A 25,214-nucleotide genomic window follows, 5' to 3' on the forward strand; every position below is an offset into this window, starting at 1 on the left:
GACATGAGCGCTTGGACTGCAAAACGTTTCTGGAAAGAAGCGTCGATCGCCGCAGATGAAAACGGATTCCGTGTAGAGCTGGATGGCCGCCCCGTGCGGACGCCCGCCAAAACGCTGGTGGTTGTGCCAACGCGGGCGATGGCTGCGGAAATTGCGGCGGAATGGGACGCGCAGGTCGACCAAATCAATCCCGAATCTATGCCAGTGACACGTAGTGCAAACGCCGCTTTGGACAAAGTCGCGACCCAATTCGACGAAGTCGCCGAGATGCTTTCTGCTTACGGCGGTAGCGATCTGCTATGTTATCGTGCAGATCACCCTGATGCGTTGATCGAACGGCAGGCAAAAAGCTGGGACCCTTTGTTGAACTGGTTGGATGATACTTTTGGGGTCCGTCTGGTCCTGCAAGCAGGCGTTATGCCTGTCGCTCAGGATGAAAAAGGGCTGGCTATTCTGCACGATCGCGTCCGACAGCTAACGCCTTTCGAAATGGCGGCTTTTCACGATCTAGTGTCGCTTTCAGGCTCTTTAGTGATCGCTCTGGCTGTAATCGAAGGCCGGATTTCCCCAGAGGATGGATGGGATTTGTCGCGTATTGACGAACGCTGGCAGGAAGAACAGTGGGGCGAAGACGACGAAGCGACCGCCCTTGCCACCCGTAAAAAAGGCGAATTTCTGACGGCCGCCAAAATCTGGCAGCATCTTCAAAGCGCTTAGCGTCAGTCGACTGTCCTGCAGGTCTGCAGAACTGCGGGAAAATCGACTGCGCAAAAATGCAAAAGTAATTTTGCTCACCTCTTGACCAATTGCTCAGAATACGACCAATCTAGAGTAGCACGGCCACGGGTAACTGTGGCTGAGCCAAAACCGCTAATACAAAGCGATAAAATCCGGCAGGACTGTCGGAGACTCAGGAAGAGGTAAAAATGAAAAAATCCGTATTTCTCGGCGCGCTGACCGTTGCTGGTCTGGCTGCAGCTGGTGCATCGGCAGCGACGCTGGATGATGTAAAAGCACGCGGCTCGTTGAACTGTGGCGTGTCGTCCGGCCTGACCGGTTTCTCGCAGCCTGACGCGAACGGCGTTTGGCAAGGTTTCGACGTTGCAGTTTGCCGCGCTCTGGCTGCTGCTGTTCTGGGCGATCCAACCGCTGTTGAATTCGTGCCGCTGACCACTCAGGTACGTTTCACCGCGCTGGCGTCGGGCGAAATCGACATTCTGGCACGTAACACCACCTGGACCTTCTCGCGTGATACCGACCTGAAACTGGATTTCATCGGCGTGAACTACTACGATGGTCAAGGCTTCATGGTTCCAAAAGAACTGGGTGTGACCTCGGCAAAAGATCTGGACGGTGCAACCGTTTGTATCCAAACCGGCACCACCACCGAGCTGAACCTGGCGGACTTCTTCCGCACCAACAACATCAGCTACGAGCCGATCCCAATCGAAACCAACGCAGAAGCACAGCAGCAGTATCTGGCTGGCGCTTGTGACGTTTTCACCACCGACGCATCGGGTCTGGCATCGACTCGCGCATCGTTTGAAAACCCAGGCGATCACGTGATCCTGCCTGAAATCATCTCCAAAGAGCCTCTGGGCCCTGCAGTACGTCACGGCGACAACGACTGGGCAGACATTGCTCGTTGGACCCTGAACGCACTGATCGCAGCAGAAGAGCTGGGCGTAACCTCGGCAAACGTTGCTGAACTGGGCGCTGCTCCGACCTCGAACCCAGAAGTTAACCGTCTGCTGGGCACCGAAGGTGAACTGGGCGCAATGATCGGTCTGGACGCTGACTGGGCGGCTCGTGCGATTGCTGCTGGCGGCAACTACGGCGAACTGTTCGAGAAAAACATCGGTGTGAACACCCCAATCGGTCTGGCACGCGGTCTGAACGCACAGTGGACCGAAGGCGGCCTGATCTACGCACCACCTTTCCGTTAAGTTTCACAAACCTAAAAGGGCGCGGTCTATCCGCGCCCTTTTTCCAATTATCGCAGCCCTACAATTTCGATAACCAACAGCCGGAAAACTGGCGACTAATCGGTTTGTAGGAGCCGGGGAGACATCATGACCATTTCCACCGACCCGCCGACCCAAGGGTTTCGGCTCAGTCAGCTTATCTATGATACGCGTTATCGGTCTTACACAATTCAGGTTATCGCAGCGATTTTGATCGTTTTGGGCCTGTCTTGGTTGGCATCGAACACGGTCGAAAACCTGACCGCTCTTGGCAAATCCTTTAGCTTGGATTTCTTGGGCAAACGGTCTGGGTACGATATTAACCAAAGACTTATTGAATATGATTCCAACTCGACGCACGGACGTGCGGCGCTGGTTGGTATCCTGAACACTTTGCTGGTGGCCGTATTAGGCTGTGTAACCGCATTGGTGCTGGGCGTTATTTTTGGCGTTCTGCGTTTGTCGAATAACTGGATCGTGTCGCGTTTGGCATCGGTCTACGTCGAAGGTTTCCGTAACGTTCCACTGCTGCTGTGGATCATCGCGATTTTCGCGGTGATGACCGAAGCAACACCGTCGCCACGGGATTTCCGCGGTGATGATCCCGCAGCGTCCATGCTGCTGGGCGATACTGTGGCGATTACGAACCGCGGCACCTATGTTCCCGAACCTTTGTTCGCGAATGGTTTGGGTGATGTGGCTGTGAACCCGCCAGGTGTATTTTCCGATCTATATTTCGAAATCAGCCTTGATCTGGTCGTGATCGTACTGACCCTGATCGCCAGCTTTTTGGTCGTGAAACTGGTGAATGGTCGTGCGGCGCGGATCCAGAATGCGACGGGTGATCGCCCGAACACGTTCTGGGCAAACCTAGCTATTATCGTCGTGCCAACGGGTCTGTTGCTATGGTTGCTGGGTTTCTACCTAGGCTACCCAGAGCTGAAGGGCTTTAACTTCCAAGGCGGCACACACATCCGTAACTCGTTGCTTGCGCTTTGGTTGTCGCTGTCGCTGTACACGGGTGCGTTCATCGCTGAAATCGTACGAGGCGGCATTCAGTCCGTTTCCAAAGGCCAAAGCGAAGCTGCCTTTGCATTGGGCATGCGTCCAAACCGCACGATGAGCCTGATCATTCTGCCGCAAGCGATGCGCGTGATCATTCCACCGCTGATTTCGCAGTTCCTGAACCTGACGAAAAACTCGTCGCTGGCGATTGCCATTGGTTACATGGATGTGCGCTCGACCTTGGGCGGCATCACCGTGAACCAAACAGGCCGAGAGCTTGAGGGTATTTTGCTGGTTGGTATTTTCTACCTGCTGCTCAGCCTGATCATCTCGACCGGTATGAACTGGTTCAACAACCGCGTTAAGCTGAAGGAGCGCTAAGATGTCTGATACACATGCGCAAACCGTCCGCTACGTGCGTGACACAATGATTGATCCTTCGGCACCGCCTGTTTCTGAAACGGGTGTGGTCAAATGGATGCGTGAAAACCTGTTTTCGGGCTGGTTGAATACTTTGCTGACCTTGCTGGCATTGTATGTGATTTACATGGTTCTGGCTGGCGTTGTGCCATGGCTGTGGAATTCGGTTTGGAATACGGGGTCGCTAAACGAATGCCGTGAAACGCTGATGGTTACCATCGGTGGCGGCACACATGATGGCGCCTGTTTCTCTGTGATTTCTGACCGTTGGACGCAGTTGATGTTCGGTTTCTATCCGCCCGAACTGTACTGGCGCCCGATTCTGGCCTTTGTCCTGATGTTTGTTGCATTGGCACCGATCCTGTTCGCAGACAAAGTGCCGGCAAAGCTGATGATTTTCACGGCGGCTTATCCGTTCTTGGCAACGTGGTTGCTGTGGGGCGGATCGTTCTGGTTGCCGTTGTTGGTGATTGGCGGATTTGTTGTTGCCGTTGTTGCCTATCGCGTATTGGCATCGATCGGCGGAACACTTGCGGTTATCGCGGCTGTTCTGGCTGCTGTGCTGTGGTGGTTCTTTGCCATGCCAGCGATCAACGGCGGTCTGCACAAAATGGTTGCCTCGACCCGTATGGAATCGACACTGGCCGAACAGCAAGAAGTGTTGGTGGTAACGCCGGACTTGATCGCGGCTGCGGAAACAGCACAGGCTGCGCAATCCGATCTGATTGCTGAATTGGTCGCTACCAAAGATGCCTTTGTCGCGACGGCCGACGCCGCCCGCGAAGCAGGCCAAGAACCAGACGATGCAACCATCGCAGGGTTCGAAGCCGTGATGGACGAACTGTATGTCGAACGTGAAATCCATCAGGCCTATAGCCGCGAAATCTTTGCTTTGCAGCAACAGGTATCGACGGCGAATGGTTTGATCGCATCGATCGAAGGTCTGCCGACATGGAACGCTGAACTGCCAGCCGCAATGGCCGCCTTGAAAGAGATGCAGGATAACCTGCCTGCGGAACTCAAGGGGCTGATTTCGCCGAACCAAGCACCAGCAGGCACGCCGTCGGCTGATATTTCGGCACTGCAGGCCGCGCTGGATGCAGAATCATCTTTGGCGGCGCTGAAACGCAACATCGATGGCGCTTACGAACGTATCGGTCTGGTGGGGCTAGAGCCTGTAACCAGCCGTGAATTCGGTGGTTTCATGCTGGCGCTGATCATCGGTATCGCTGGTATCGTGATTTCGCTGCCGTTGGGCATTTTGCTGGCGCTGGGTCGTCAGGCAAATCTGCCGATCGTCAAAGGTTTCTCGGTTGTCTTTATCGAAGTGATCCGCGGCGTGCCGTTGATCGTCTGGCTGTTCACGGCATCTTTGCTGCTGAACTACTTCCTGCCTCCGGGCACCAACTTTGACCTTGTCCTACGCGTTGTGATCATGGTCACGCTGTTCTCTGCCGCATATATCGCTGAGGTGATCCGCGGTGGTCTGGCAGCGTTGCCAAAAGGCCAATACGAGGCCGCTGATGCATTGGGTCTGGATTATTGGAAATCCATGCGCCTTATCATCCTGCCTCAAGCGCTCAAGATTTCGATCCCGGGTATCGTGAACACCTTTATCGGTTTGTTCAAAGATACCACGCTGGTCGGCATCATTGGCCTGTTGGATCCGCTGAACCTGTCGAATTCGATCCGTGCATCGACCGATTGGAACGGCGTTTACTATGAACTCTTCGTCTTTATCGGTCTGCTGTTCTTCGTATCTTGCTACAGCATGGGCCGCTACTCGCTCTGGTTGGAGAAAAAACTCCAACGTGGACACCGCTAAGGAGACTGACATGTCTGAACTTGCAACTGAACGTACAATCGATCGCAGCGCCATGACCGTCTCTGACGAGGTGGCGATTCAGATCACGAATATGAACAAATGGTATGGCCAGTTTCACGTCCTTCGCGATGTGAACCTGACCGTCAACCGTGGCGAACGTATCGTTATCTGTGGCCCATCGGGTTCGGGTAAATCGACCCTGATCCGCTGTATCAACCGCCTAGAGGAACATCAGGCGGGCAGCATCATGGTGGACGGGACCGAACTGTCGTCGGACCTGAAAAACATCGATAAAATCCGGTCCGAGGTTGGCATGTGTTTCCAGCACTTCAACCTGTTCCCGCACCTGACCATTCTGGAAAACTGCACGTTGGCACCGATTTGGGTTCGTAAAGTTCCCAAAAAAGAAGCCGAAGAAACAGCGATGCATTTCCTGGAAAAGGTGAAGATCCCTGATCAGGCCCATAAATACCCGGGCCAGCTATCGGGTGGTCAGCAGCAGCGTGTGGCGATCGCGCGTTCGCTGTGTATGAAACCACGCATCATGCTATTCGACGAACCGACATCGGCTCTGGACCCAGAGATGATCAAAGAGGTTCTGGATACCATGATCGAACTGGCCGAAGAAGGCATGACCATGCTGTGCGTGACGCACGAAATGGGCTTTGCTCAGGCTGTGGCGAACCGCGTGATTTTCATGGACCAAGGCCAGATCATCGAACAGAACGAACCGACCGAGTTCTTTAACAACCCTCAGTCGGAACGCACCAAACTGTTCCTGAGCCAGATTTTGGGTCACTAACCACTGGGTTAGAAATTATATGGGCCGCCTGACGTCGTGTCGGGCGGCCCTTTTTTATTCGGTTGGTTCGCAGATGATAACGGCCGTGTTCCATTCATCACAGCGCTGCATCAGTTCATTGTTCAGCGGCCTGTCCGTGTAAATCGCATCGACCATTTCCAACGTACCGATGCGGGCAGGGGCGGATCGTTGAAATTTGGTATGGTCGGCGACCAGTATCACTTTGCGGGCACGATTGATGATGGTTTGGCTGACGCCAACTTCGTCCACATCGAAATCCATGATGTCACCATCGGCGTCGACGGCGGAACATCCGATCACTGCGATGTCGAATTTAAACTGTCTGATGGTTTCGGTGGTCAGCGTGCCGACCAATCCGCCATCCGTGCGCCGCAGCCGCCCACCGGCCACAATGACCTGACAAGTTTCATTCGCAACCAGCGTCGTGGCCACGTTCATATTGTTGGTCACGACCATTAGGTTGCGATGTGCTTTCAGCTCTGCCGCGACGGCTTCGGTTGTTGTTCCAATGTTCAGGAACAGCGAACAATCTTCGGGGATGTCATGCGCGCATTTGCGGGCGATATCGACTTTGCTGGCTTGGTTCAGGGTACGGCGGTCTTCGTATCCAATGTTGTTGATGCCCGACGGTAAAACCGCACCGCCATGCACACGATCCAGTTTGCCAGAATCGGCCAATTCGGTCAGGTCGCGCCGGATTGTTTGCAGCGTCACCCCAAAATGGGCCGCCAGTCCTTCGACGGTGACTTTGCCTTCGCGGCGGGCAATATCGATAATCTCGGATGCACGAAAAGACTGAGCCATGTTTTCCCCACGTAACGCGCGATTTTGATCGTTATTCGACGATTTTGTTCCTTTTGGCTAGGCTTAGTGGCGTTTGCTGCTGGATTTTTGTAAAATACATGATATTTGCAGTCTAACCGAACATTTATGGTGTTCGTTTTGGTTCGATTTTGAAAAGGCAGCGCTGTGACCAAAGAATTTGATCTATTTATCATCGGCGGGGGCATTAACGGATGCGGTATCGCACGGGATGCTGCTGGCCGTGGTTTGTCTGTCGGTTTGGCCGAAATGAACGATTTGGCTTCGGCGACGTCCAGCGCCTCGACAAAACTATTCCACGGGGGGCTGCGGTATCTAGAGTATTTCGAGGTCAGATTGGTGCGCGAAGCATTGATTGAACGCGAAACGTTGCTGCGGGCGATGCCTCATATTTCGTGGCCCATGCGGTTTGTTCTGCCCTACCACAAAGACATGCGGTTTGAATCGACGACGCCGACGTCAAAACTGTTGAACGTCGTCATGCCGTGGACCAAAGGGCGCCGCCCTGCGTGGCTGATCCGTCTGGGCCTGTTTTTGTACGACAATTTGGGGGGGCGTAAAATCCTGCCTGCGACCAAAACTTTGGATCTGACCGCCGTGCCCGAAGGCGAACCGCTGCAAGCAAAGTTCACAAAGGCCTATGAATATTCGGACTGCTGGATCGAAGATTCCCGTCTTGTCGCTTTAAATGCCCGCGATGCGCAGCAGCGCGGTGCCGACATCATGACCCGCACCAAGGTGATCGGCGCGACCCGCCATGCCGACCATTGGGACATTACCGTTCAGGGCGCCAGCGGCACCGACGTCATCCGTGCGAAAATGTTGGTGAACGCGGCGGGGCCGTGGGTGGGTGACCTGATCCATGGGCCGTTGGATTTGGATAGCCGCGATGATGTGCGTCTGGTGCGCGGCAGTCATATCGTGACCAAACGTTTATACGATCACGACAAATGCTATTTCTTTCAAGGCACCGATGGGCGGATCATTTTCGCGATCCCGTATGAACGTGATTTCACTTTGATCGGGACCACAGACGCCGATCATCCGGATCCGTCCGTGCCGCCGGTCTGCACGGATGAAGAACGCGATTATCTGATCAATTTTGCGAACCAGTATTTCGAACAGAACATCGCGGCCGAAGACGTTGTTTGGACCTATTCTGGTGTTCGTCCATTGCATGATGACGGCGCGGAAAATGCCTCGGCTGCGACCCGTGATTATACGCTAAAGGCTGACGCAACAGACGGTGCCTTTGTGTTGAATATCTTTGGCGGTAAAATCACGACCTACCGCAAACTGGCCGAAAGCGCGATGAAACACATTACGGATCATTTCGGTTCGGATCGCAAAGGTTGGACTGCCGGTGTGCCATTGCCCGGAGGTGACTTTGACGTCAGCTATTTTGATGCTTTGGTATCTAAAGTCGAAATTGAAAATGCCTATTTGACCCATGATCATGCGTATCGTCTGGTGCGCGCATATGGGACGGATGTTTTTGATATCCTTCGTGGCGTAAATTCGTTCGATGATTTGGGCATGGATTTCGGGGCAACACTGACCGAACGAGAGGTCAAATGGCTGATCAATAAAGAGTTTGCCAAAACAGCCGAAGACATCGTTTGGCGGCGCAGCAAATTGGGATTGCGGCTAACGGCGGATCAAATTGCCACGCTGGATGAATGGATGCGCGATCACATCACCGTTTGAATTGGGCCATCGAATAGGCCGATTGCGCTGCGGGGCGGTTGTCCGATCCAACGGGGCAGGCGCGTCGTACGGCGCAGCCATCCGAAAGGCAGCGTTGGCCGTCAGGGCTGTCTAGATAGGTTTGGCAACGATCTACGTTATAGCCCGCGGCATTCAGTGCCCCACAGGGGCACGCCGAAAGGCATGGTTTTGTATCGCACCTTGCGCAGGGTGGTGGCGGTATCGCAACGGTCGGTCGGCTGCGCAGTGCAATGGCGCCGCGAAAGGAAATGAACAATCCTGACGTGCCGTCGACCAGCAAAGTCACAGGCGATGCGATTGCGGCCCCTGACCTAATTGCCCAGCTGTAAAACGGGTGGAACGGCGGGCCGCCAAACGGGAAATAGGCTTTGGCACTGTGATCGCAGGCAATTCGGCCAATCGTCCGTCTAGACCAGCGATCCAGCGGATCCGCATTCCCATCGCGCCATTCAGCAGAGGCTGTGAAGATAGACCAGAAATCAGGCTCTGCTGGGGAAATAAGCGCTATGCTTTGGACCCAGTCAGGCACTGGGTCGGTGTCAGTTGGCGAAACCAGCCCCGAAATTCGGAGCCCATGTTCCGCCAACTGATCAATCAGATCAGGCACCGCGTGGTTTTACGGTTGGTTCGGTGCTGCGGATCATCGATCCTGCGCCGTGTTCGGTAAACAGTTCCAGCAAACAGGCGTTTGCAACGCGGCCATCCAGAATAACAACGCCGCGAACGCCTTCTTCGACGGCTTGTAGCGCGGTTTCGGTTTTCGGAATCATGCCGCCTGCGATGGTGCCATCTGCGATCATGTCGCGGACTTCGGCAGGGGTCATCTGGGTGATGACTTCGCCGTCTTTGTTTTTGACGCCGGTGATGTTCGTTAGCAGCAGCAAACGGTCCGCCTTTAGCGCGCCTGCGATTGCGCCCGCTGCGGTATCGCCATTCACGTTAAAGGTTTCGTTTTCGTTCATGCCCGTCGCGACAGGCGCGATGACAGGGATGATGCCAGCGGCGAACAGATCATGCAGAACCTGTACGTTCATTTCGACAGGTTTACCGACAAAGCCCAGTTCAGGATCGTCCGCGACACAGACCATCAGGTCGTCATCTTTGCCCGACAGACCAACGGCGCGACCGCCTTCGTCCATGATGGCCTGAACGATACGTTTGTTCACCAAACCGGTCAGAACCATTTCGACGACTTCGACGGTTTGTTTGTCGGTTACGCGTTTGCCGCGCACGAATTCGGATTCGATGCCCAGTTTGTCCAACATTTCGTTGATCATCGGGCCGCCGCCGTGGACGACAACAGGGTTTACGCCGACCTGACGCATCAGAACGATGTCGCGGGCGAAATCTGCCATCGCGTCGTCATCGCCCATTGCGTTGCCGCCGAATTTCACGACAACGATCGATCCGGCGTAGCGCTGCAAATAGGGCAGAGCTTCGGACAGGGTCCGGGCGGTTGCGATCCAGTCACGGTTCATTTCTTGTTTCCTCATGTCCGGTCCCGTTCAAAAAATGGGTCAGTCTAAATTTGCGATAATCGCGCGCAGGGTCGAAATCCCGTCACCTTTTTCCGAGCTGGTCATGATAATCTCGGGGAAGGCTGCTGGGTGTTTTTGCAGCACCTTGCGGGTGACTGCCAGCGATTCCTCTAGGTGGGATTTGCGCACTTTGTCAGTTTTGGTCATCACGACCTGAAACGTGACCGCTGCCTTATCCAGCAGGGTCATGATTTCTTCGTCTACCTTTTTGGCGCCGTGGCGGCTGTCGATCAAAACGAAAACGCGGCGCAGGGTCGGGCGACCCGATAGATAGTTTTTCAGCAGCTTTTGCCATTTTTCCACGACCGCGACGGGCGCGTTTGCAAAACCATAGCCCGGCACGTCGACGACATAGTGATCCGCGCCTACGGTGAAATAGTTGATTTCCTGCGTGCGGCCCGGGGTGTTGGATGTTCGCGCGATCCCTTTGCGGCCTGTCAACGCGTTGATCAGGCTGGATTTGCCCACGTTCGATCGACCTGCAAAACAGACCTCTAGGCGGTCGGCAGGGGGCAGGCCGTTCATGGCAACCACGCCTTTTACGAATTCGACCTCGCCTGCGAACATCAGGCGGCCGCGTTCGCGGGACATGTCATCGGGTTCTTCGACAATGTTGAAAGGGATTTCCATTTATAGAACCTCGACTTTGTCACCCACGGCGATGGTTCCGCTTTGGGTTACTTTGCAGAAAACACCCAAGTTGCGGGTGTCGTAATGTTCGCCCAAGGCGCGCAGCATATCAATATCGCGTTCGCCTGTGGCAATGTTGGTGTCCGTCGCGCGGCAGCGTTCGATCGGCATATGGGCCGACAGCGTGGCGTCGCCGATTTTAATAGTTTTGCCGATCATTTCGGTTTCGGCAAAGGGCGCCCATCCGTCGATCCACAGATTTCCGCGGAAACGGGCAGGGGACAAATCACGGCCTGTTTTCGCGCTGAGGTCCGCCAAGGATGCGGTGTTCAGAACCGAAACATATTGTTCGATTTCATCGGTGTACTGTGTTTCGCCAGCGCGCACAATTTCGGTCGGTACGTGGCCCGCGTCGGGCACCAAAGCGGTCAGCCAGTCGATCAATGCCGCGCCTTGGGTGTCAGGGGCAAAGGTGACCGAACCCGCGCGCGGGTGGTGCAGGGTGATGGTATCGCCATCGGTTTCGGCGGTCACGCACATCAATTCGGGATGGGACCGGCCGATAAAGAAATTTGTTTTTTTCGCCCAAGGGGCAACGCCGTTTTCGGGCGCAATTTTGGATGCGCTATGCAGGACAGCCCACATACGATCCAAAGGCATAGCGCGCCCCTGTAACAGGGACGCGCTTGCTAGGGTTTCAACGCCAATCGATTTGATCGGATGGCGATGAATGCTTTTCAGCGTTGCGATCATTTATCGGCCTTGGCCTCTTTGCGTTTGAACGCCGAGGTGATGTTGCCCAGAACGTCCGGTTTATGGCCGTGGCTGCGCATAATCGCGTACTGCTGGATAAAGGTGATCACGTTGTTGGTGATCCAGTACAGGACCAGACCCGACGCGAAGGATCCCAGCATGAACATGAAGACCCATGGCATCCACGCAAAGATCATTTTCTGCGATGGATCGGTGGGTGCTGGGTTCAGTTTCTGCTGCAGCCACATCGAAACACCCAAGAAGATCGGCAAAATGCCAAGCGACAGGATAAAGAAGATGCTGCCAGGTTCAGGTGTTGCGAATGGCAACAGGCCAAACAGGTTCAGGATCGACGATGGATCAGGTGCCGACAGGTCGCGGATCCAACCGATCCACGGTGCGTGGCGCAGTTCCAGCGTGACAAAGATCACTTTGTACAGAGAGAAGAAGATCGGGATCTGCAGCAACATAGGCATACAACCCGATGCTGGGTTTACCTTGTTGTCGCGATACAGCTTCATCATGCCTTGCTGAAGTTTGGCGCGGTCGTCGCCTGCGTCCTCTTTCAGCTGTTCCATTTGCGGCTGCAGTTCTTTCATCTTTGCCATCGAGACGTAGGATTTATACGCCAGTGGCAGAACCAAAGCTTTCAGAACAACGGTCAGTGCGACGATGGACCAACCCATGTTGCCGATGACAGCGTTGATGTTGTGCAGCAGCCAGAAGATTGGTTTGGTCAGGAAAAAGAACCAGCCCCAGTCGATGGCGTTGATGAAACCGGTGACGCCCTGATCGTTTTCGTATTCACGTAGGGTTTCCCATTCCTTTGCGCCAACAAAGAAACGGGTGGAAACGGTCGCGTCAGCACCATCAGCCAGTGTTTGCGACGGCAAGAAAGCGTCCGCCTCATAGACTTCGCCCGGTTGCAGGCGCGACACCGATGTGAACGGCTGGGATTGATCTGGAATGATCGTGGTCAGCCAGTAGTGGTCGGTGTAACCGATCCAACCGGATTCCAACACTTCGATACGGTCGGCGGCGTCGCTGTTGCGGATGTCTTTGTAGGACAATTCCTGTAGCGCGCTGTCGGACATACGAACCAGGCCTTCGTGCAGAACAAAGAAACCTTTGAGGTCGTCAGGTTCGGTAAAGCGACGCAGCACACCGTATGGCGTCATCGTTGCGGTGGTGCCCGATGCGTTGGTGACCGTCTGATCGATGGTCATCATGAATTTGTCGTCTACCGAATAGGTATTGCGGAATGTCAGGCCTGCGCCATTGTCCCAAACCAAAGTGATTGGGCTGTCCGGCGTCAGGGTTTCGCCCGACTCTAGCGACCACATGGTATCAGGACCAGGAACGCCCGCTGTGTCGACACCTGCATTAGGAGACCAACCGAAAGCCGCGTAATAGCCGTCACGGTCGCCGCCGACAGGGTTCAGCAGGTGAACGATTTCATCGCTGCCCATATCAACATTGTAGTTCAGCAGCGAAATGTCGTCGATGCGTCCGCCCAGCAGGCTGATCGAACCTGTCAATTCAGGCGTTTCGACAGGAACGCGCGGTGCATCCTGCACTTGTTCCGTTATCGCAGCTGTGGTTGCAGCTGCAGTGCCTGTTGCTGGCGCCGAAGGGTCGGCCAGTTGTTCGGTTGCTATTTCTTCGGCAACCGCAGGGGATTGTTCCTCTGGTGGGAAGAGGAAGAACCAGACAGTAATCACAACGAAGCTAAGCACCGTCGCCAGAATGAGGTTCTTGTTTTGATTGTCCATTTGAACCGCCGTGTCGCATGGTAAAAGGTCAGGCAGGTTCAACAGGGCATAGGCCCAAAGGTCAAGCGGTTTTCCCTGTTTTATAGGGTCGCAGCACCCCGTTTACCCTACCTTTTGATGGATCTTTGCCCCTCTGACGGATTGTGCCCTGTAATTGTGGATCCAGTTATCAACGTCCCAAGGTGCCATGGGGCGCGCAATTCCAAAGCCTTGCACGTGGCCGCATCCTAAACTGGCCAGCATGCGGCGTTCTTCGATGGTTTCGACGCCTTCTGCCAATGTGTCCAGCCCCAGTCGTTCGGCCATCGTCAGGATGGCGGCCACCATTTTCTGCTGTTCTTCATCGTTATCGATGTTGGTGACAAACGATCGGTCAATTTTGATGCGTTCAACCGTATAGCGGCGGATAGACGTGATCGACGCATGGCCCGTACCAAAATCGTCTAGATCCAATCGGCAGCCCAGACCGGCCAGACCAGCAAGGTTGCGGATAACCACATCATCAGCGTTATCAGCGACGACCGTTTCCAACACTTCGACGGCCAGACGGTCTGGGGATAGGCAGTAATTGATCAGGCTGGTTTCGATGTGGCTGACCAGTGTTGGATCGCGCAGTTCGTCTTTGGAAAAATTAACCCCAACGCGGGACACTTTGAACCCTTGGGCATCCCAGCGGTGTAGGGCGGACAGTGCATCGTCAATCATCTTGTGACCCAAACGATGCATTTGGCCAGCCTGCGCCAAAGCAGGCAAAAATTCCGAAGGCGGAACCAATCCGCGCGATGGGTGGTGCCATCTGGCCAGTGTTTCAAAACCAGTGAGCTGTCCGGTGCGCGTGTTGATTTGCGGTTGGTAAAATGCGGTGATTTCGCCTTTGTCCAATGCGTGGGTCACCATCTGGGCCAGTTTGTTGCAGCTGGCGATGCGGCTGCGCATAGCGGGCGAATAGCTGCGAATCGCAGCGGGGGCATGGCGCTGGGCTTCGATCAGAGCGTTGGTTGTGGCCTGTAGTAGTGTGCTGCCGAATACGCTATCGATCCGGTCAGACAGGGCAAAGCCGATGGACACGGTGAAATACGTATTCACGCCGTCGATTTCTACGGGATCGGTCATCGCATGCTGGATGCGCGACGACAGTTGGATAGCCGCCTCTAGGTCCAGTCGTTTCGATGGGGCCAAGGCGACGGCAAAGGTCGGGCCATCCAGTCGGCTAATCTGATCTTCGGTTCGAAGGACGGTCGTCAGGCGCTGGGAAATCGCGCGATAAATGGTTTCGACGCCAATCCGGTCATGACGTTCTTCGATCAGTTTGAAGCGGTCGATTTCCAACATGATGGCGCCGCATTGGGTGCCACTGGGCAGGTTGGACAGGTGGTTAGACATCACATTTTCAATGGCATCGCGGGTCAGTAGCCCCGTGATCGGGTCTGTTTCGCCCCGCGCCGATGTTTTGTCGGAAAAAGCAACCAGTATCAGCGCGGCAGTAAGCGCTGAAATGATTGCCGCAATCCCGCCAAAGAAAACGGTTGTCATCCCCACGGCCGTAAACAGCACGACATAGTGGCGTAGCCCCAGCGCGGCGAATGGCGATTTTAGTTGTTGCCACAGATGCATGTTCCAATCCTTTGCCCAAACGTAACATGGGCAATCTGGAACACATTGCTGTCTTAGGTGTTAACGCAGCTTTGGAATATCCGAACAATCTGAATCGTTTCGTTCAGAAATTGTAAGGCCTTTGAAATCGAACAGATCGGTATCCAATAGATGCGACGGGCGCGTGTTTGTCAGCGCCTTGAACATCTTTTGGCGACGCCCCGGAGCGTTCTTTTCCCACTGGTCCAAAATCATTTTGACCTGCTGGCGTTGCAGGCCGTCCTGCGATCCGCATAGGTCGCACGGAATGATCGGGTAATTCATTGATTTTGCGAACTTTTCGCAGTCAATTTCGGCCACATGCGCCATCGGGCGATAGACGAACAGATCGCCTTCTTCGTTGACCAGTTTGGGGGGCATCGTGGCCAGTCGCGACCCGTGGAACATGTTCATAAAAAACGTTTCCAGAATGTCGTCACGGTGGTGGCCTAGAACGACTGCCGAACAGCCTTCTTCGCGGGCGATGCGGTACAAATTACCACGGCGCAGGCGTGAACATAGGGCGCAATACGTGCGTCCGGCGGGCACCTTTTCTTTAACGATTGAATAGGTGTCTTGGTATTCGATGCGATGCGGGACGCCCATATCCTTTAGGAATTTGGGCAGAACGGTCGATGGGAACCCTGGTTGGCCTTGATCCAGATTGCAGGCCAGCAGGTCCACAGGCAGCAAACCGCGCCATTTCAGTTCGTATAGAATCGCCAGCATCGTGTAGCTGTCTTTGCCGCCCGACAGACAGACCAACCAGCGGGCGTCGCGTTCGATCATGCCGTATTGTTCGATCGCTTCGCGGACGTTTTGCACAATGCGTTTGCGCAGCTTTTTGAATTCGGTCGTTTTTGGCGCGCCTTGGAACAGGGCGTGGATATCGTCCAGATCATCATCAAGCATGGCTAAACCTTAGTGGCGGTGTTTGCAGTCAGGGACATTGTCGATGCCCGATCCACCCCAAGGGTGACAGCGCATCAGGCGGCGGATGATCAAATAGGTGCCTTTGATCCCGCCATGTTTCTGCAGGGCCTCCATCGCGTAGGCCGAACAGGTGGGTTGATAGCGGCACGCGTGGCCGACCCATGGGCTGAATACCAAACGGTAGAACCGAACGGGCAGGGATATGACCCACGCCAAAGGCGTCATTTGGAATGCACCTTTTTCAGCGCCCAAATCAGGTCTTTTTGCATGCGAGCGAAATCGTAGTCTGCGGTCACGTCTTTGCGGCCGATCAGGACGTAATCCCAACCGTCGCGACCGTGTTGGTTCATAACCAGACGCGCGATTTCACGCAAACGACGTTTGGCACGATTGCGGGCGACCGCATTGCCGACCTTTTTCGAACAGGTATAGCCCACGCGAAATGCGTCGGCGTCACCGCGATTGCGGGCCTGCAGATGGAATCCAGTCGTGCCCTGACGAAGGGCATTCGCTGCGCGCAAAAAATCCGCCCGTTTTTTGACGACAGGCGGGCGAACGAAAACCGCCACAGGCGCTGCCTTGGCGGTCGTCGTGTCACAATGCTGTTGCGGTGTCATATCTGACCCCGCTGCGCCAATTAGGCGCTCAGCTTTTTGCGGCCTTGAGCGCGGCGCGAGTTCAGGATTTTACGTCCTGCTTTGGTCGCCATGCGGGCGCGGAAGCCGTGACGGTTTTTGCGTACACGGTTCGATGGTTGGAACGTACGTTTCATCGCGTTCTCTCCGGTTCAATAGGGCCGAACCCTAGGGATTCGAGGCCGATAACATTCGAAGCCCTGCCAATAAGGCGGCTCTGGCTTTGTGTCAACGTGGTTGAGCCCCAGTTTTTTACAACTTCGACATAATTTTCCGCGCTCTGTTACAAAAACGCGGTGAATGCCGTGGTGCGATCAACCTGACGTGAGGTGTCTATTCTGCGCGACGTAAAAAGTCCAATAAAGCAGAGTAGTTATAAATAAAGGCACCAAATGGCCCTATCTCATCCGTTTTTGCGTCGATTGCCGCTGATTTTTATCGTTTTGGGGGCTGTTGCGGCAGCGTGGATGCTGCGGGGCGTCGTGTCTTTTGAAACATTGAAACAGAATCGGGACGCGTTGATTGCCTATCGCGATGCTGCGCCGATTCTATCGGTCGCTGTTTTCATCGCGATCTATGCAGGCGCGACCGCGTTTTCGATTCCCGGCGCGACGATCATCACGCTGACGGGCGGTTTTCTATTCAACACGTTTCCGGGGGCTCTGTTTAACATCACGGGCGCAACAATCGGGGCTGTCATTTTGTTTCTGGCCGCGCGCTGGGGGCTGGGTGATCGTCTGGCCGCTAAAATGGATGTCAGCCAAGGTCGCGTCAAAAAGATCAAAGAAGGCATCGACGCCAATCAGTGGTCGATGTTGTTTCTGATCAGGCTGGTGCCCGCTGTTCCGTTTTTTGTCGCGAATTTGATCCCTGCCTTTGTTGGCGTGCCTTTGCATCGGTTTGTGGTGTCGACCGCGCTGGGGATCGTGCCGGGCGCGGTTGTCTATACCTCGGTCGGGGCTGGGCTGGGCGCGGTGTTTGATCGGGGCGGGACGCCGGATTTGGGGATTATCTTTGAGCCTGCGGTGTTTTGGCCGTTAATTGGGCTAAGTTGTTTGGCTGTGTTGCCGGTAATAATCAAAATGATCCGTGGAAAGGACATCACGCAGTGACCGAATTGAACGTCGATGTATGTGTAATTGGTGCAGGCTCTGGCGGGTTGTCGGTGGCTGCGGGCGCGGTCCAGATGGGCGCTTCGGTCGTTTTGATCGAAGGCCACAAAATGGGCGGTGATTGTCTGAACTATGGATGTGTGCCGTCAAAGGCGTTGTTGCACGCATCGCGATCCGGCATGCCCTATGCAGATGCGATCGCCCATGTCCGTTCCACGATTGAGACGATTGAACCACACGACAGTCAAGATCGGTTCGAAGGTTTGGGCTGCACTGTTATTCGCGACTGGGCCCATTTCGTGTCACCGAACATCGTTCAGGCTGGCGATACGCGGGTACGTGCGCGACGGTTTGTGATTGCGACGGGGTCTGCGCCCGTGGTGCCGCCGATTGATGGCATTGACAGTGTGACTGCACACACCAACGAAACGATCTTTGATCTGCCTGAAAAGCCAAAGCATCTGATCATCATCGGTGGTGGCCCAATCGGAATGGAAATGGCGCAGGCGCACCGCGGATTGGGATGTGAGGTCACGGTGATAGAGGCTGCTCAGGCGTTGGGCCGCGAAGATGTCGACGCCCGCGCAGTGGTCGTGAAATCGCTGCGTGACCAGTGGATCACGATCCACGAAGGCACAGCCGTAGAGCGGATTAGCAATGAAAATGGCGTGACGGTTTATACGTCGAATGGCGCGATTACCGGCAGCCATCTGTTGGTCGCAGCGGGCCGCAAGGTCAATATTGACCGTTTAAACCTACGCAATGCCAACGTCGCGCATACCGCCAAAGGGATCACTGTCGGCGATGATCTGCGGTCGATGTCGAATAAAAAGGTATATGCGATAGGCGATGTCGCGGGCGGGCTGCAATTCACCCATCTGGCTGGATATCATGCAGGTGTCATTATTCGGTCGATGCTGCTGGCTTTGCCCGCAAAGGCGAAAACGGATCACATCCCCCGCGTGACCTATACGGCCCCTGAATTGGCCCAGATCGGTCCAACCGAAGACGAGGCACGCAAAGAATATGGGGCAAAAGTGGCAGTGGCCCGCGCAGAATATACAGGGTCCGATCGCGCGATTGCCACCGGCCAGACCACTGGGTTCATCAAGGTGATGGTGGTCAAAGGCCGTCCAGTTGGCGTGACAATCGTGGGTCCAGATGCAGGCGAAATGATTGCGATGTGGTCTATGGCGATCGCCAACAATCTGAAACTTTCTGCGATTTCCAACACTGTTTTGCCATATCCCACCATGGCCGAGATTAACAAACGCGCCGCAAGTGCCTATTTTACCCCCAAGCTATTTGAAAATCCGACTGTGAAACGGGTTGTGGGGTTGGTGCAGCGGTTCCTGCCCTGACCTAAAAACCGGAGGGGGCATGTTTAGAACTCTATCAGGGCGTTTCCTGATCCTCACCGTGATTTTTGTCATGCTGGCAGAGGTGTTTATCTTTCTGCCATCGGTGGCGCGTTTCCGTCAGGATTACCTGCTGCTGCGGCTGGAACGTGCGCAAATCGCGTCGTTGGCGCTATTGGCGGACGATATGATTTCGACCGATCTGGAATCAGAGCTGTTGGAAAATGCGGGTGTGTTCAACGTTGTTTTGCGCCGCGACGAAGTCCGCCAATTGGTCCTGTCATCGCCCATCCCTGCCCAGATCGAATCCACTTATGATATGCGCGACCCCGGCGCTGTGGCGCTGATCCGCGATGCGATTATGGTGCTGACCAACACGGCGAACCCGATCATCCGTATTATCGGCAACCCGGTGCAAGATGGCGGCCTATTGATCGAAGTCACAATGGAGCAGGGGCCCCTGCGCGACGCGATGATCGAATACGGTTTGAACATTCTGGTGCTGTCCGCCGTCATTTCGGTGATCACGGCCCTCTTGCTGTTCGTCGCCGTTCGGGCATTTCTGGTGAAACCCATTCGCGGCGTGGTGCGTCACATCACCCTATATGCTGACAGCCCCGAAGACGCGCGCCGCATTATCGAACCATCCGCAGGCATTAACGAACTGCGCGAGGCCGAAGAGGCGCTCAAATCCATGCAGACGCAGTTGACCAGCGCCTTGCGCCAAAAGGACCGTCTGGCGCAGCTAGGCGAAGGCGTGGCGAAGATTAGTCACGATCTGCGCAACATCCTGACGTCCGCGCAGTTGTTCACCGATAGGATCGAGGTCTCCAGCGATCCTGTCGTCCAACGCCTTGCGCCAAAACTGGTGAATTCGATTACCCGCGCGGTGCATCTGTGTGAAAACACCCTGGCCTTTGGACGCGCCGAAGAAGCCCCGCCCAAACTGGAACGGTTTTCCCTGTCCAGCATTGTCAGCGATGTGATCGACAGCGAACGCTTGTCGGCGGGGGATTATGACCTGTCATTTTCCGAAGACGTGCCATCCAGCCTGATGCTGCGCGCCGACAGCGAACAGATCTACCGAGTCATCTCGAATCTTGTCCGTAACGCGCGTCAGGCAATCATGGCGACGGGCAAATCAGGCGAAATCAATATCTGCGCAACCGATGCCGATGAAGCATGGCAGATTCGCGTGTCGGACACAGGCCCCGGTCTGCCAAAACGCGCGCAGGACCATCTTTTCCAAGCATTTCAAGGTGGTGCAACCAAAGGCGGGTCAGGTCTGGGGCTGGTCATCGCCTCTGAATTGGTGCGCGGACATGGCGGTAAGTTGGAATTGCGGTCCACGGATTCAACCGGAACCACCTTTGTCATCACCCTGCCAAAGGCCGAAATCAAACTTTCTGCGAAAGAAATGTAAAAACTTTCACTTTCGCTCTTGCGGCCCCCAAACACGGGGGCTATACGGCGCTCACTCACCGCGGACTGGTAGCTCAGTTGGATAGAGTACTTGACTACGAATCAAGGGGTCGGGGGTTCGAATCCTCCCCAGTCCGCCATTTACACCCTGTAAAATTCAATCAAAGTTGACTTTTCCGTCACGTTATTGACCCAAGTGATTTGGTCGGGATTGAAAACCTCTTCCTAAATATAAAATTCGCAATCTCTTCATTGGACACAGGTTTAATTGAAATCGTGTGTGAATCGCGGTCATTTCGATCCAGCGATTTGTTGCGAGTGGAAGGTTTCTGCCATTCTCGGTCGCCCGGTGCGGCAGGTGCGAAGGTGCAATCATGTGATTGCTCAATGATCGCTCAGCGAAGGGTGTAGCAGATTGGGCGGGAAGCGGGCTTTCGCTGTGTTTGAAAAGCTAATTCCAACGCCAACGAAGTGCGGACATTGAATTTTTTGGACAATTGACCTTTAGTGCGCACGTAGAGGTGTATTTTTGATGCTTTTTGGCTTCCTTTTTCTGGTCACTCAAACCGATCCGAAGGGTGCGCATGCTGAGATGAAGGTCTGAATAAATGCGGTTTCATGCGAATGGCCCTAACATCCCGGATGCGCTTTTACATCGCTGCGACCAAGGCCGTGTAGTATTTCTTTGCGGTGCCGGAGTTTCTTTCCCATCTGGCATGCCAGATTTTGTTGGGCTGACCCGGCATGTAATCAAATCATTCGATCCACCAGCGGGCTCATCTATCGTTACGGCATTCGGCCCTCGAATTAGAGATGACTACAGGCCGCGGGATGAGGATGGCCCCCTGGCTCCGCTTGATCAGGTATTTCATCTGCTGAACCAGGAGTACGGCAAGCAAGATGTAAGCACTCTAGTCGCCGAGCGGTTGGCAGCCGAAGACCTGACTAAAGTCAGCCGTGAGCACAGTCTCATTGCTCGAATTTCGTCAGACCCTGAGGGCCGCCCACAGATTGTTACAACCAACTTCGACCGACTTTTTGATCAATGCGCTGGTGTTTCCGAGGCCAGAATCTTTGAGCCCCCTGCGTTCCCCGATATCGAGCTTGGTATGCCGATCTATGGGGTTACTTATCTGCATGGACGCATACAATCCCCAGAGTATCCACACCACGACTACATACTTAGCAGTGCGGACTTTGGTCGTGCATATCTTGCCGAGGGATGGGCGACCAAATTTGTGAGGGCCCTACTGGACCAATACACGGTCGTATTGGTTGGCTATCAAGCCGAAGACCCACCGGTGAAATACCTACTGCAAGGGTTGAACCATGATGGGCTGCGTGACGCTGCCAACCTATATGCCTTTGACCGAGGCCAACTGGAAGACATTGAGGTCAAGTGGCGAGACCGTGGTGTTACTCCAATCCCCTACGCCGATCACAGTCATCTTTGGGAGACACTGGAAGCTTGGGCCGACCGTGCGGATGACCCACGGGGTTGGCGCAATAATGTGGTCGATATGGCGAGGAAGGGACCAAGGGCTCTATCCCCTTACGAACGCGGGCAGGTCGCGCATTTGGTGCGAAGTACTCCGGGCGCAAGGTTATTTGCCAAGTCTGAAAACCCTCCTCCTGCCGAATGGCTAAACGTCTTTGACGCGTCCTGCCGAGCAGCCAAGAAATCCAAAGACTACGGCGAAGGCGCCGCCACGTTTGACCCCTTGGATGTATATGGCCTTGATGACGATCCCGACAGACCTCCGGAGTCAGGACGTAGGACTGCCCGCGTTCATGATCATCTATTGGAATGGCGACGTGGTGATTCCAATCCTTCTGGGGGCCATAGCTTGGCTGGAAGGCAGCCGGAAGGATGGGAAGCGATCCCATCACGCTTGTCACATCTCTTGGACTGGTCCGCAAAGCACTTGAATGATCCCGTCTTTGCGTGGTGGGCTGTTCGGCAACACCGACTGCATCCACGGCAAGTGAAAGAAATCGAGCGTCGGCTGAGAGGTAACGACGATCTTCATCCCGAAGCGCGAAACACCTGGAACCTGATCCTTGAGTCCCTGGCTGACAAACGTGGGGCCGCCTGGGACGATGGATGGTTTGACCTAAGGGCCAAGATCAAGAAGGAGGGCTGGACCAGCGGCGTGCTTCGGGACGTGGACAAAGCCATGGCACCGATTTTGGCGAGCAAACTCCCCTACGGCTTGAGTGAATCCAAGCCGCCGGAAAACTCTTGGGACGACGTGACATCGGGAGAAGTTGTAAGGTGGGAGATTAAGTTTCCGAAGCGGCATGGTGAAGAATTCGATGTACCGGATAAAGTTCTGCCTGAGGTGTTTGCGATTGCAGAACGGCATCTAAAACTCGCCGCCGATCTCCATCGCGACATTGGGACCAGCTACTTCACCACACCGACCTGCTATCCAGAGCGCGAAGTGGATGGCGATGACCGCGACGATGATGAAGCCGCCTATTTCCGTTGGTTTTCTACCCTGATGAAAAGGATGTCCGAACAGCATCCTGTTTTGATGAAAGCACGCGTGCTGGCGTGGGATCATCAAGACTCGTTCTTCTTTAGGAAGCTGAAGCTCTTTGCTCTGAACGATGGTCGGCTTTTCGATGCCGATACGTCCATGTCCATCGTGCTGGAATTCTCGCGGGGTGATTTCTGGGATGATGATGTTAGACGGGAACTGCTATTCCTGATCGCCGACCGATGGGAACACATGTCAGGCGAACACCAGGTTGCCATCGCCAATAGACTGCTGGCCGGTCCCGAAAAAATGGACCACTGGACGGAAGAGGATTACCCTGGAATTCGTGATGAGTTTGCTGCCCGATATACGCGCTGGATAGAACTACAAGGCTGTGAACTTATCGATTATCAATCTGCCTGGCTGGCCAAGATGATCGGCAAGATCGATAGCTGGTCAGACAGCTGGGCGACTGGGTTGGTGTCCACACATGGGGTTTCTGTGAGGAGTATCAAAACTGACGACAACCCCGGAACTTTAGTCAGCACTCCGGTCAACGAGGTGCTTGATCGTGCAGGTGCGATGGGCTCGAGAAACTATCGTGCCTCGACTGACTTCCGGCCGTTTTATGGCCTTGTCAAAACTCATCCACGGAAGGCCCTTGCGGCCCTGTCAAACGCATCACGACAGGGCAACTTCCCTAAGGAATATTGGCGACCACTGATACAACAATGGCCGAGCGAAGTTTCGCCACGCCTGAGTTTGGTGTTTCTACATCGCGTTGCTCGCCTTCCGCATGCGGCTATGCGGGAACTTAGCCACCCTCTTGGCGATTGGGTTAGAGAGAACTTCGAAGCGATCTATCTGGCAGATAATGAAACGGCTTGGCGCGTGTTCGATGCCATTATCTCCGGACTGGTGTCTGACGGTGGCTCAGCAATCAAAAGTGGTCGGGGTGAGACGCGTATCGGTGGCGAGGTTGTCGATAGCTCACGGCGGACATACGGCCACGCAATCAACGGGCCCATCGGTCGCGCCACTGAAGGACTGATCAATGCGCTGAACGGTCTGAAGCTCGGTGAAAACGCGAGTATCCCCGTAGCCTTCAAGACGCGTATTGAACGTTTGCTGGCCGCACCGGGCGAAGGTAGTGATCATGCTGTGGCGATCTTGGCGCGTCAGTTGCGATGGCTATATCGCATCGACCGTGATTGGGTCCTTGAGCGAATTATGCCATGGTTCGCGTATGACCACCCTGCCTCCGAGCCAGCGTGGAACGCCTTTCTTTCGGCAGCGGCTTTCCCTCAAGTCGAGATCGGGCAACGGTTGAAACCGCTGCTATTGGATATTTTCCCCCGGATTTATGGTTGGAACTGGGATCGTGATCTCGCGAAAATTGCTGCCCAAATGATCGTCGAGCTGGCAGTCTACAGATCCGATGAACCGGACGGCGTTTCGATCAATGAAGCTCGCAACTGCATTCGGGAAATGTCCGACACAACCCGAAAAAATGTGATCTTCGGCTTGGGCCGGATTGGCCAGCGAGACGATGGCGGTTGGGCCAGCCACGTGGTGCCATTCATCGAGAGCACTTGGCCCCGAGAGCGAAGGTTTCGAACGTCCGAGATGGTGTCGTCGTGGGTGCAGATGCTCGACGATACCGGCGATGAGTTCCCCTTGGTGCTTAGCAGTGTTTTGAGGTTTTTGGTTCCAGTCGAAAACGAGAGTCACTGGCTTTACAGATTCACCAGAGAAGTTGGTGGTGAAAAACCACTGACTGTCCAACATCCCTCAGCGGTACTGGACATGCTCGATGCGATAGTTCCCAACGAGCCATCCGCCGCACCCTTCGAGCTTGCCGAAATTCTCGATCTCATAGAGGCAACAGATCCAAGCTTGGCCCGGGATCGCCGGTATTTCAGGCTTATCGACCTCGTTGAGAGGCGTTAGTCACATTGTAAATGGCTGCGGACAATGAAGTGAACTAGGGTGAACTGCCATGTATGGTCCTCTCTGATCCCCCAATACTGAAGTGACCCACTAACTGTGGATACAATTATACCGCGACCCCGTCATCCAATCGGCGTGTACATGCTGCGCCTGCGACCAATGGCTGTTCTGGGGAAGCTGCACAGCAGCGCGAGCCGATCCGGTGAATGTCTCCTTTGGGCCGTGAGCAGTAGTCGGTGCGCGAGCTATCAAGCTAAATGCTGCAAGGCGGAGAATGGCCGCAACGAGCCCAGCTTGACCAATGCTGCAGGGAGCTCGAATGTCCTCTATTATGAGAGCGACATAAAACTTAACAACTATTTGGGTTTTGAGCGGTGCATATGGCAGCGTCAATCAAGGCATATCGAGG

20 protein-coding genes, 1 tRNA gene and 1 pseudogene are annotated in these 25,214 nt (G+C 54.7%); 11 read left to right on the forward strand and 11 right to left on the reverse strand.

The window, feature by feature from the left end; genetic code table 11:
- Window positions 1-3: 3 nt before the first annotated feature.
- The 5 genes and pseudogenes from ACXAGA_RS06925 (at window position 4) to ACXAGA_RS06945 (ending at window position 6,016) form a co-directional block, all read left to right on the forward strand.
- Window positions 4-717 (forward strand): ATP12 family chaperone protein, encoded by a 714-nt coding sequence (locus tag ACXAGA_RS06925; protein WP_475116744.1) that lies wholly within the window; start codon window positions 4-6, stop codon window positions 715-717.
- Window positions 718-926: 209 nt separating this feature from the next.
- The gene (locus ACXAGA_RS06930) at window positions 927-1,946 is read left to right on the forward strand and encodes an amino acid ABC transporter substrate-binding protein (protein WP_475116745.1); all 1,020 of its coding nucleotides are present in this window, start codon (window positions 927-929) and stop codon (window positions 1,944-1,946) included.
- 126 nt (window positions 1,947-2,072) lie between these two features.
- Complete coding sequence (locus ACXAGA_RS06935; protein WP_475116746.1) at window positions 2,073-3,350, forward strand: amino acid ABC transporter permease; 1,278 nt, start codon at window positions 2,073-2,075, stop codon at window positions 3,348-3,350.
- 1,201 nt (window positions 3,351-4,551) lie between these two features.
- Window positions 4,552-5,214 (forward strand): annotated as a pseudogene (locus tag ACXAGA_RS06940) (amino acid ABC transporter permease); the annotation flags it as partial.
- Window positions 5,215-5,224: 10 nt separating this feature from the next.
- Window positions 5,225-6,016 (forward strand): amino acid ABC transporter ATP-binding protein, encoded by a 792-nt coding sequence (locus ACXAGA_RS06945; RefSeq protein ID WP_475116747.1) that lies wholly within the window; start codon window positions 5,225-5,227, stop codon window positions 6,014-6,016.
- 54 nt (window positions 6,017-6,070) lie between these two features.
- Here the strand turns inward: ACXAGA_RS06945 and ACXAGA_RS06950 are convergent, their stop codons facing one another.
- Window positions 6,071-6,841, reverse strand: a complete 771-nt coding sequence (locus ACXAGA_RS06950; protein ID WP_475116748.1) for a DeoR/GlpR family DNA-binding transcription regulator — start codon at window positions 6,839-6,841, stop codon at window positions 6,071-6,073.
- Window positions 6,842-7,006: 165 nt separating this feature from the next.
- Here ACXAGA_RS06950 and glpD point away from each other — a divergent pair, with 165 nt between their 5' ends.
- Window positions 7,007-8,566 (forward strand): glycerol-3-phosphate dehydrogenase, encoded by a 1,560-nt coding sequence (gene glpD, locus ACXAGA_RS06955; RefSeq protein WP_475116749.1) that lies wholly within the window; start codon window positions 7,007-7,009, stop codon window positions 8,564-8,566.
- On the opposite strand, the gene ACXAGA_RS06960 is transcribed toward glpD, so the two are convergent.
- The 10 genes from ACXAGA_RS06960 to rpmH form a co-directional block, all read right to left on the reverse strand.
- Window positions 8,556-9,194, reverse strand: a complete 639-nt coding sequence (locus ACXAGA_RS06960) for a ferredoxin (RefSeq protein ID WP_475116750.1) — start codon at window positions 9,192-9,194, stop codon at window positions 8,556-8,558. The genes glpD and ACXAGA_RS06960 overlap by 11 nt on opposite strands.
- Window positions 9,187-10,080 carry an acetylglutamate kinase gene (gene argB, locus ACXAGA_RS06965; RefSeq protein ID WP_475116751.1) on the reverse strand — a complete coding sequence of 298 codons (894 nt, stop codon included), beginning with the start codon at window positions 10,078-10,080 and terminating at the stop codon, window positions 9,187-9,189. The genes ACXAGA_RS06960 and argB overlap by 8 nt, the downstream gene beginning before the upstream one ends.
- Window positions 10,081-10,104: 24 nt before the next feature.
- Window positions 10,105-10,755, reverse strand: coding sequence for a ribosome biogenesis GTP-binding protein YihA/YsxC (gene yihA / locus ACXAGA_RS06970; protein WP_475116752.1), 651 nt, complete (start codon window positions 10,753-10,755; stop codon window positions 10,105-10,107).
- Window positions 10,756-11,508: an MOSC domain-containing protein gene (locus ACXAGA_RS06975; protein WP_475116753.1), complete on the reverse strand. Its 753-nt coding sequence runs from the start codon at window positions 11,506-11,508 to the stop codon at window positions 10,756-10,758. It lies immediately after the preceding gene.
- A complete protein-coding gene (yidC, locus tag ACXAGA_RS06980; RefSeq protein WP_475116754.1) occupies window positions 11,505-13,280 on the reverse strand; it encodes a membrane protein insertase YidC in 1,776 nt (591 codons plus the stop codon). The genes ACXAGA_RS06975 and yidC overlap by 4 nt, the downstream gene beginning before the upstream one ends.
- Window positions 13,281-13,382: 102 nt before the next feature.
- A complete protein-coding gene (locus ACXAGA_RS06985) occupies window positions 13,383-14,894 on the reverse strand; it encodes a putative bifunctional diguanylate cyclase/phosphodiesterase (RefSeq protein ID WP_475116755.1) in 1,512 nt (503 codons plus the stop codon).
- 60 nt (window positions 14,895-14,954) lie between these two features.
- Complete coding sequence (gene ttcA, locus ACXAGA_RS06990) at window positions 14,955-15,824, reverse strand: tRNA 2-thiocytidine(32) synthetase TtcA (RefSeq protein ID WP_475116756.1); 870 nt, start codon at window positions 15,822-15,824, stop codon at window positions 14,955-14,957.
- A 9-nt stretch (window positions 15,825-15,833) separates the two neighbouring features.
- Window positions 15,834-16,070, reverse strand: coding sequence for a membrane protein insertion efficiency factor YidD (gene yidD / locus ACXAGA_RS06995; protein ID WP_475116757.1), 237 nt, complete (start codon window positions 16,068-16,070; stop codon window positions 15,834-15,836).
- A complete protein-coding gene (gene rnpA / locus ACXAGA_RS07000; RefSeq protein ID WP_475116758.1) occupies window positions 16,067-16,462 on the reverse strand; it encodes a ribonuclease P protein component in 396 nt (131 codons plus the stop codon). Before rnpA ends, yidD begins: the two co-directional genes overlap by 4 nt.
- 20 nt (window positions 16,463-16,482) lie before the next feature.
- Entirely contained in the window at window positions 16,483-16,617 is a 135-nt protein-coding gene (rpmH, locus tag ACXAGA_RS07005) for a 50S ribosomal protein L34 (protein ID WP_086450726.1), read from the reverse strand.
- Window positions 16,618-16,872: 255 nt separating this feature from the next.
- Between rpmH and ACXAGA_RS07010 the strand changes: the two genes are divergently transcribed.
- The 5 genes from ACXAGA_RS07010 to ACXAGA_RS07030 all read left to right on the forward strand — a co-directional run bounded on the left by ACXAGA_RS07010 (window position 16,873) and on the right by ACXAGA_RS07030 (window position 24,805).
- Window positions 16,873-17,592, forward strand: a complete 720-nt coding sequence (locus ACXAGA_RS07010) for a TVP38/TMEM64 family protein (RefSeq protein WP_475116759.1) — start codon at window positions 16,873-16,875, stop codon at window positions 17,590-17,592.
- Window positions 17,589-18,953 carry a dihydrolipoyl dehydrogenase family protein gene (locus ACXAGA_RS07015; RefSeq protein WP_475116760.1) on the forward strand — a complete coding sequence of 455 codons (1,365 nt, stop codon included), beginning with the start codon at window positions 17,589-17,591 and terminating at the stop codon, window positions 18,951-18,953. Before ACXAGA_RS07010 ends, ACXAGA_RS07015 begins: the two co-directional genes overlap by 4 nt.
- A gap of 19 nt (window positions 18,954-18,972) precedes the next feature.
- Window positions 18,973-20,373 (forward strand): sensor histidine kinase, encoded by a 1,401-nt coding sequence (locus ACXAGA_RS07020; protein ID WP_475116761.1) that lies wholly within the window; start codon window positions 18,973-18,975, stop codon window positions 20,371-20,373.
- A 62-nt stretch (window positions 20,374-20,435) separates the two neighbouring features.
- Window positions 20,436-20,512, forward strand: a tRNA-Arg gene (locus tag ACXAGA_RS07025).
- Between the two features lie 468 nt (window positions 20,513-20,980).
- Window positions 20,981-24,805: an SIR2 family protein gene (locus ACXAGA_RS07030; protein WP_475116762.1), complete on the forward strand. Its 3,825-nt coding sequence runs from the start codon at window positions 20,981-20,983 to the stop codon at window positions 24,803-24,805.
- The last annotated feature ends 409 nt before the right edge of the window (window positions 24,806-25,214 follow it).

The organism is Marivivens sp. ABH4_498 (genome assembly GCF_056160585.1).

Bases quoted from the DNA above. Each gene is read 5' to 3' on its own strand.
- ACXAGA_RS06930 (WP_475116745.1), top strand. From the start codon at position 927: ATGAAAAAATCCGTATTTCTCGGCGCGCTGACCGTTGCTGGTCTGGCT.
- ACXAGA_RS06950 (WP_475116748.1), bottom strand. From the start codon at position 6,841: ATGGCTCAGTCTTTTCGTGCATCCGAGATTATCGATATTGCCCGCCGC.
- ACXAGA_RS07030 (WP_475116762.1), top strand. From the start codon at position 20,981: ATGCGGTTTCATGCGAATGGCCCTAACATCCCGGATGCGCTTTTACAT.
- argB (WP_475116751.1), bottom strand. From the start codon at position 10,080: ATGAGGAAACAAGAAATGAACCGTGACTGGATCGCAACCGCCCGGACC.
- ACXAGA_RS06985 (WP_475116755.1), bottom strand. From the start codon at position 14,894: ATGCATCTGTGGCAACAACTAAAATCGCCATTCGCCGCGCTGGGGCTA.
- ACXAGA_RS07010 (WP_475116759.1), top strand. From the start codon at position 16,873: ATGGCCCTATCTCATCCGTTTTTGCGTCGATTGCCGCTGATTTTTATC.
- rnpA (WP_475116758.1), bottom strand. From the start codon at position 16,462: ATGACACCGCAACAGCATTGTGACACGACGACCGCCAAGGCAGCGCCT.
- ACXAGA_RS06975 (WP_475116753.1), bottom strand. From the start codon at position 11,508: ATGATCGCAACGCTGAAAAGCATTCATCGCCATCCGATCAAATCGATT.
- ACXAGA_RS06925 (WP_475116744.1), top strand. From the start codon at position 4: ATGAGCGCTTGGACTGCAAAACGTTTCTGGAAAGAAGCGTCGATCGCC.
- ACXAGA_RS07020 (WP_475116761.1), top strand. From the start codon at position 18,973: ATGTTTAGAACTCTATCAGGGCGTTTCCTGATCCTCACCGTGATTTTT.
- yihA (WP_475116752.1), bottom strand. From the start codon at position 10,755: ATGGAAATCCCTTTCAACATTGTCGAAGAACCCGATGACATGTCCCGC.
- ttcA (WP_475116756.1), bottom strand. From the start codon at position 15,824: ATGCTTGATGATGATCTGGACGATATCCACGCCCTGTTCCAAGGCGCG.
- yidC (WP_475116754.1), bottom strand. From the start codon at position 13,280: ATGGACAATCAAAACAAGAACCTCATTCTGGCGACGGTGCTTAGCTTC.
- rpmH (WP_086450726.1), bottom strand. From the start codon at position 16,617: ATGAAACGTACGTTCCAACCATCGAACCGTGTACGCAAAAACCGTCAC.
- yidD (WP_475116757.1), bottom strand. From the start codon at position 16,070: ATGACGCCTTTGGCGTGGGTCATATCCCTGCCCGTTCGGTTCTACCGT.
- ACXAGA_RS06945 (WP_475116747.1), top strand. From the start codon at position 5,225: ATGTCTGAACTTGCAACTGAACGTACAATCGATCGCAGCGCCATGACC.
- ACXAGA_RS06935 (WP_475116746.1), top strand. From the start codon at position 2,073: ATGACCATTTCCACCGACCCGCCGACCCAAGGGTTTCGGCTCAGTCAG.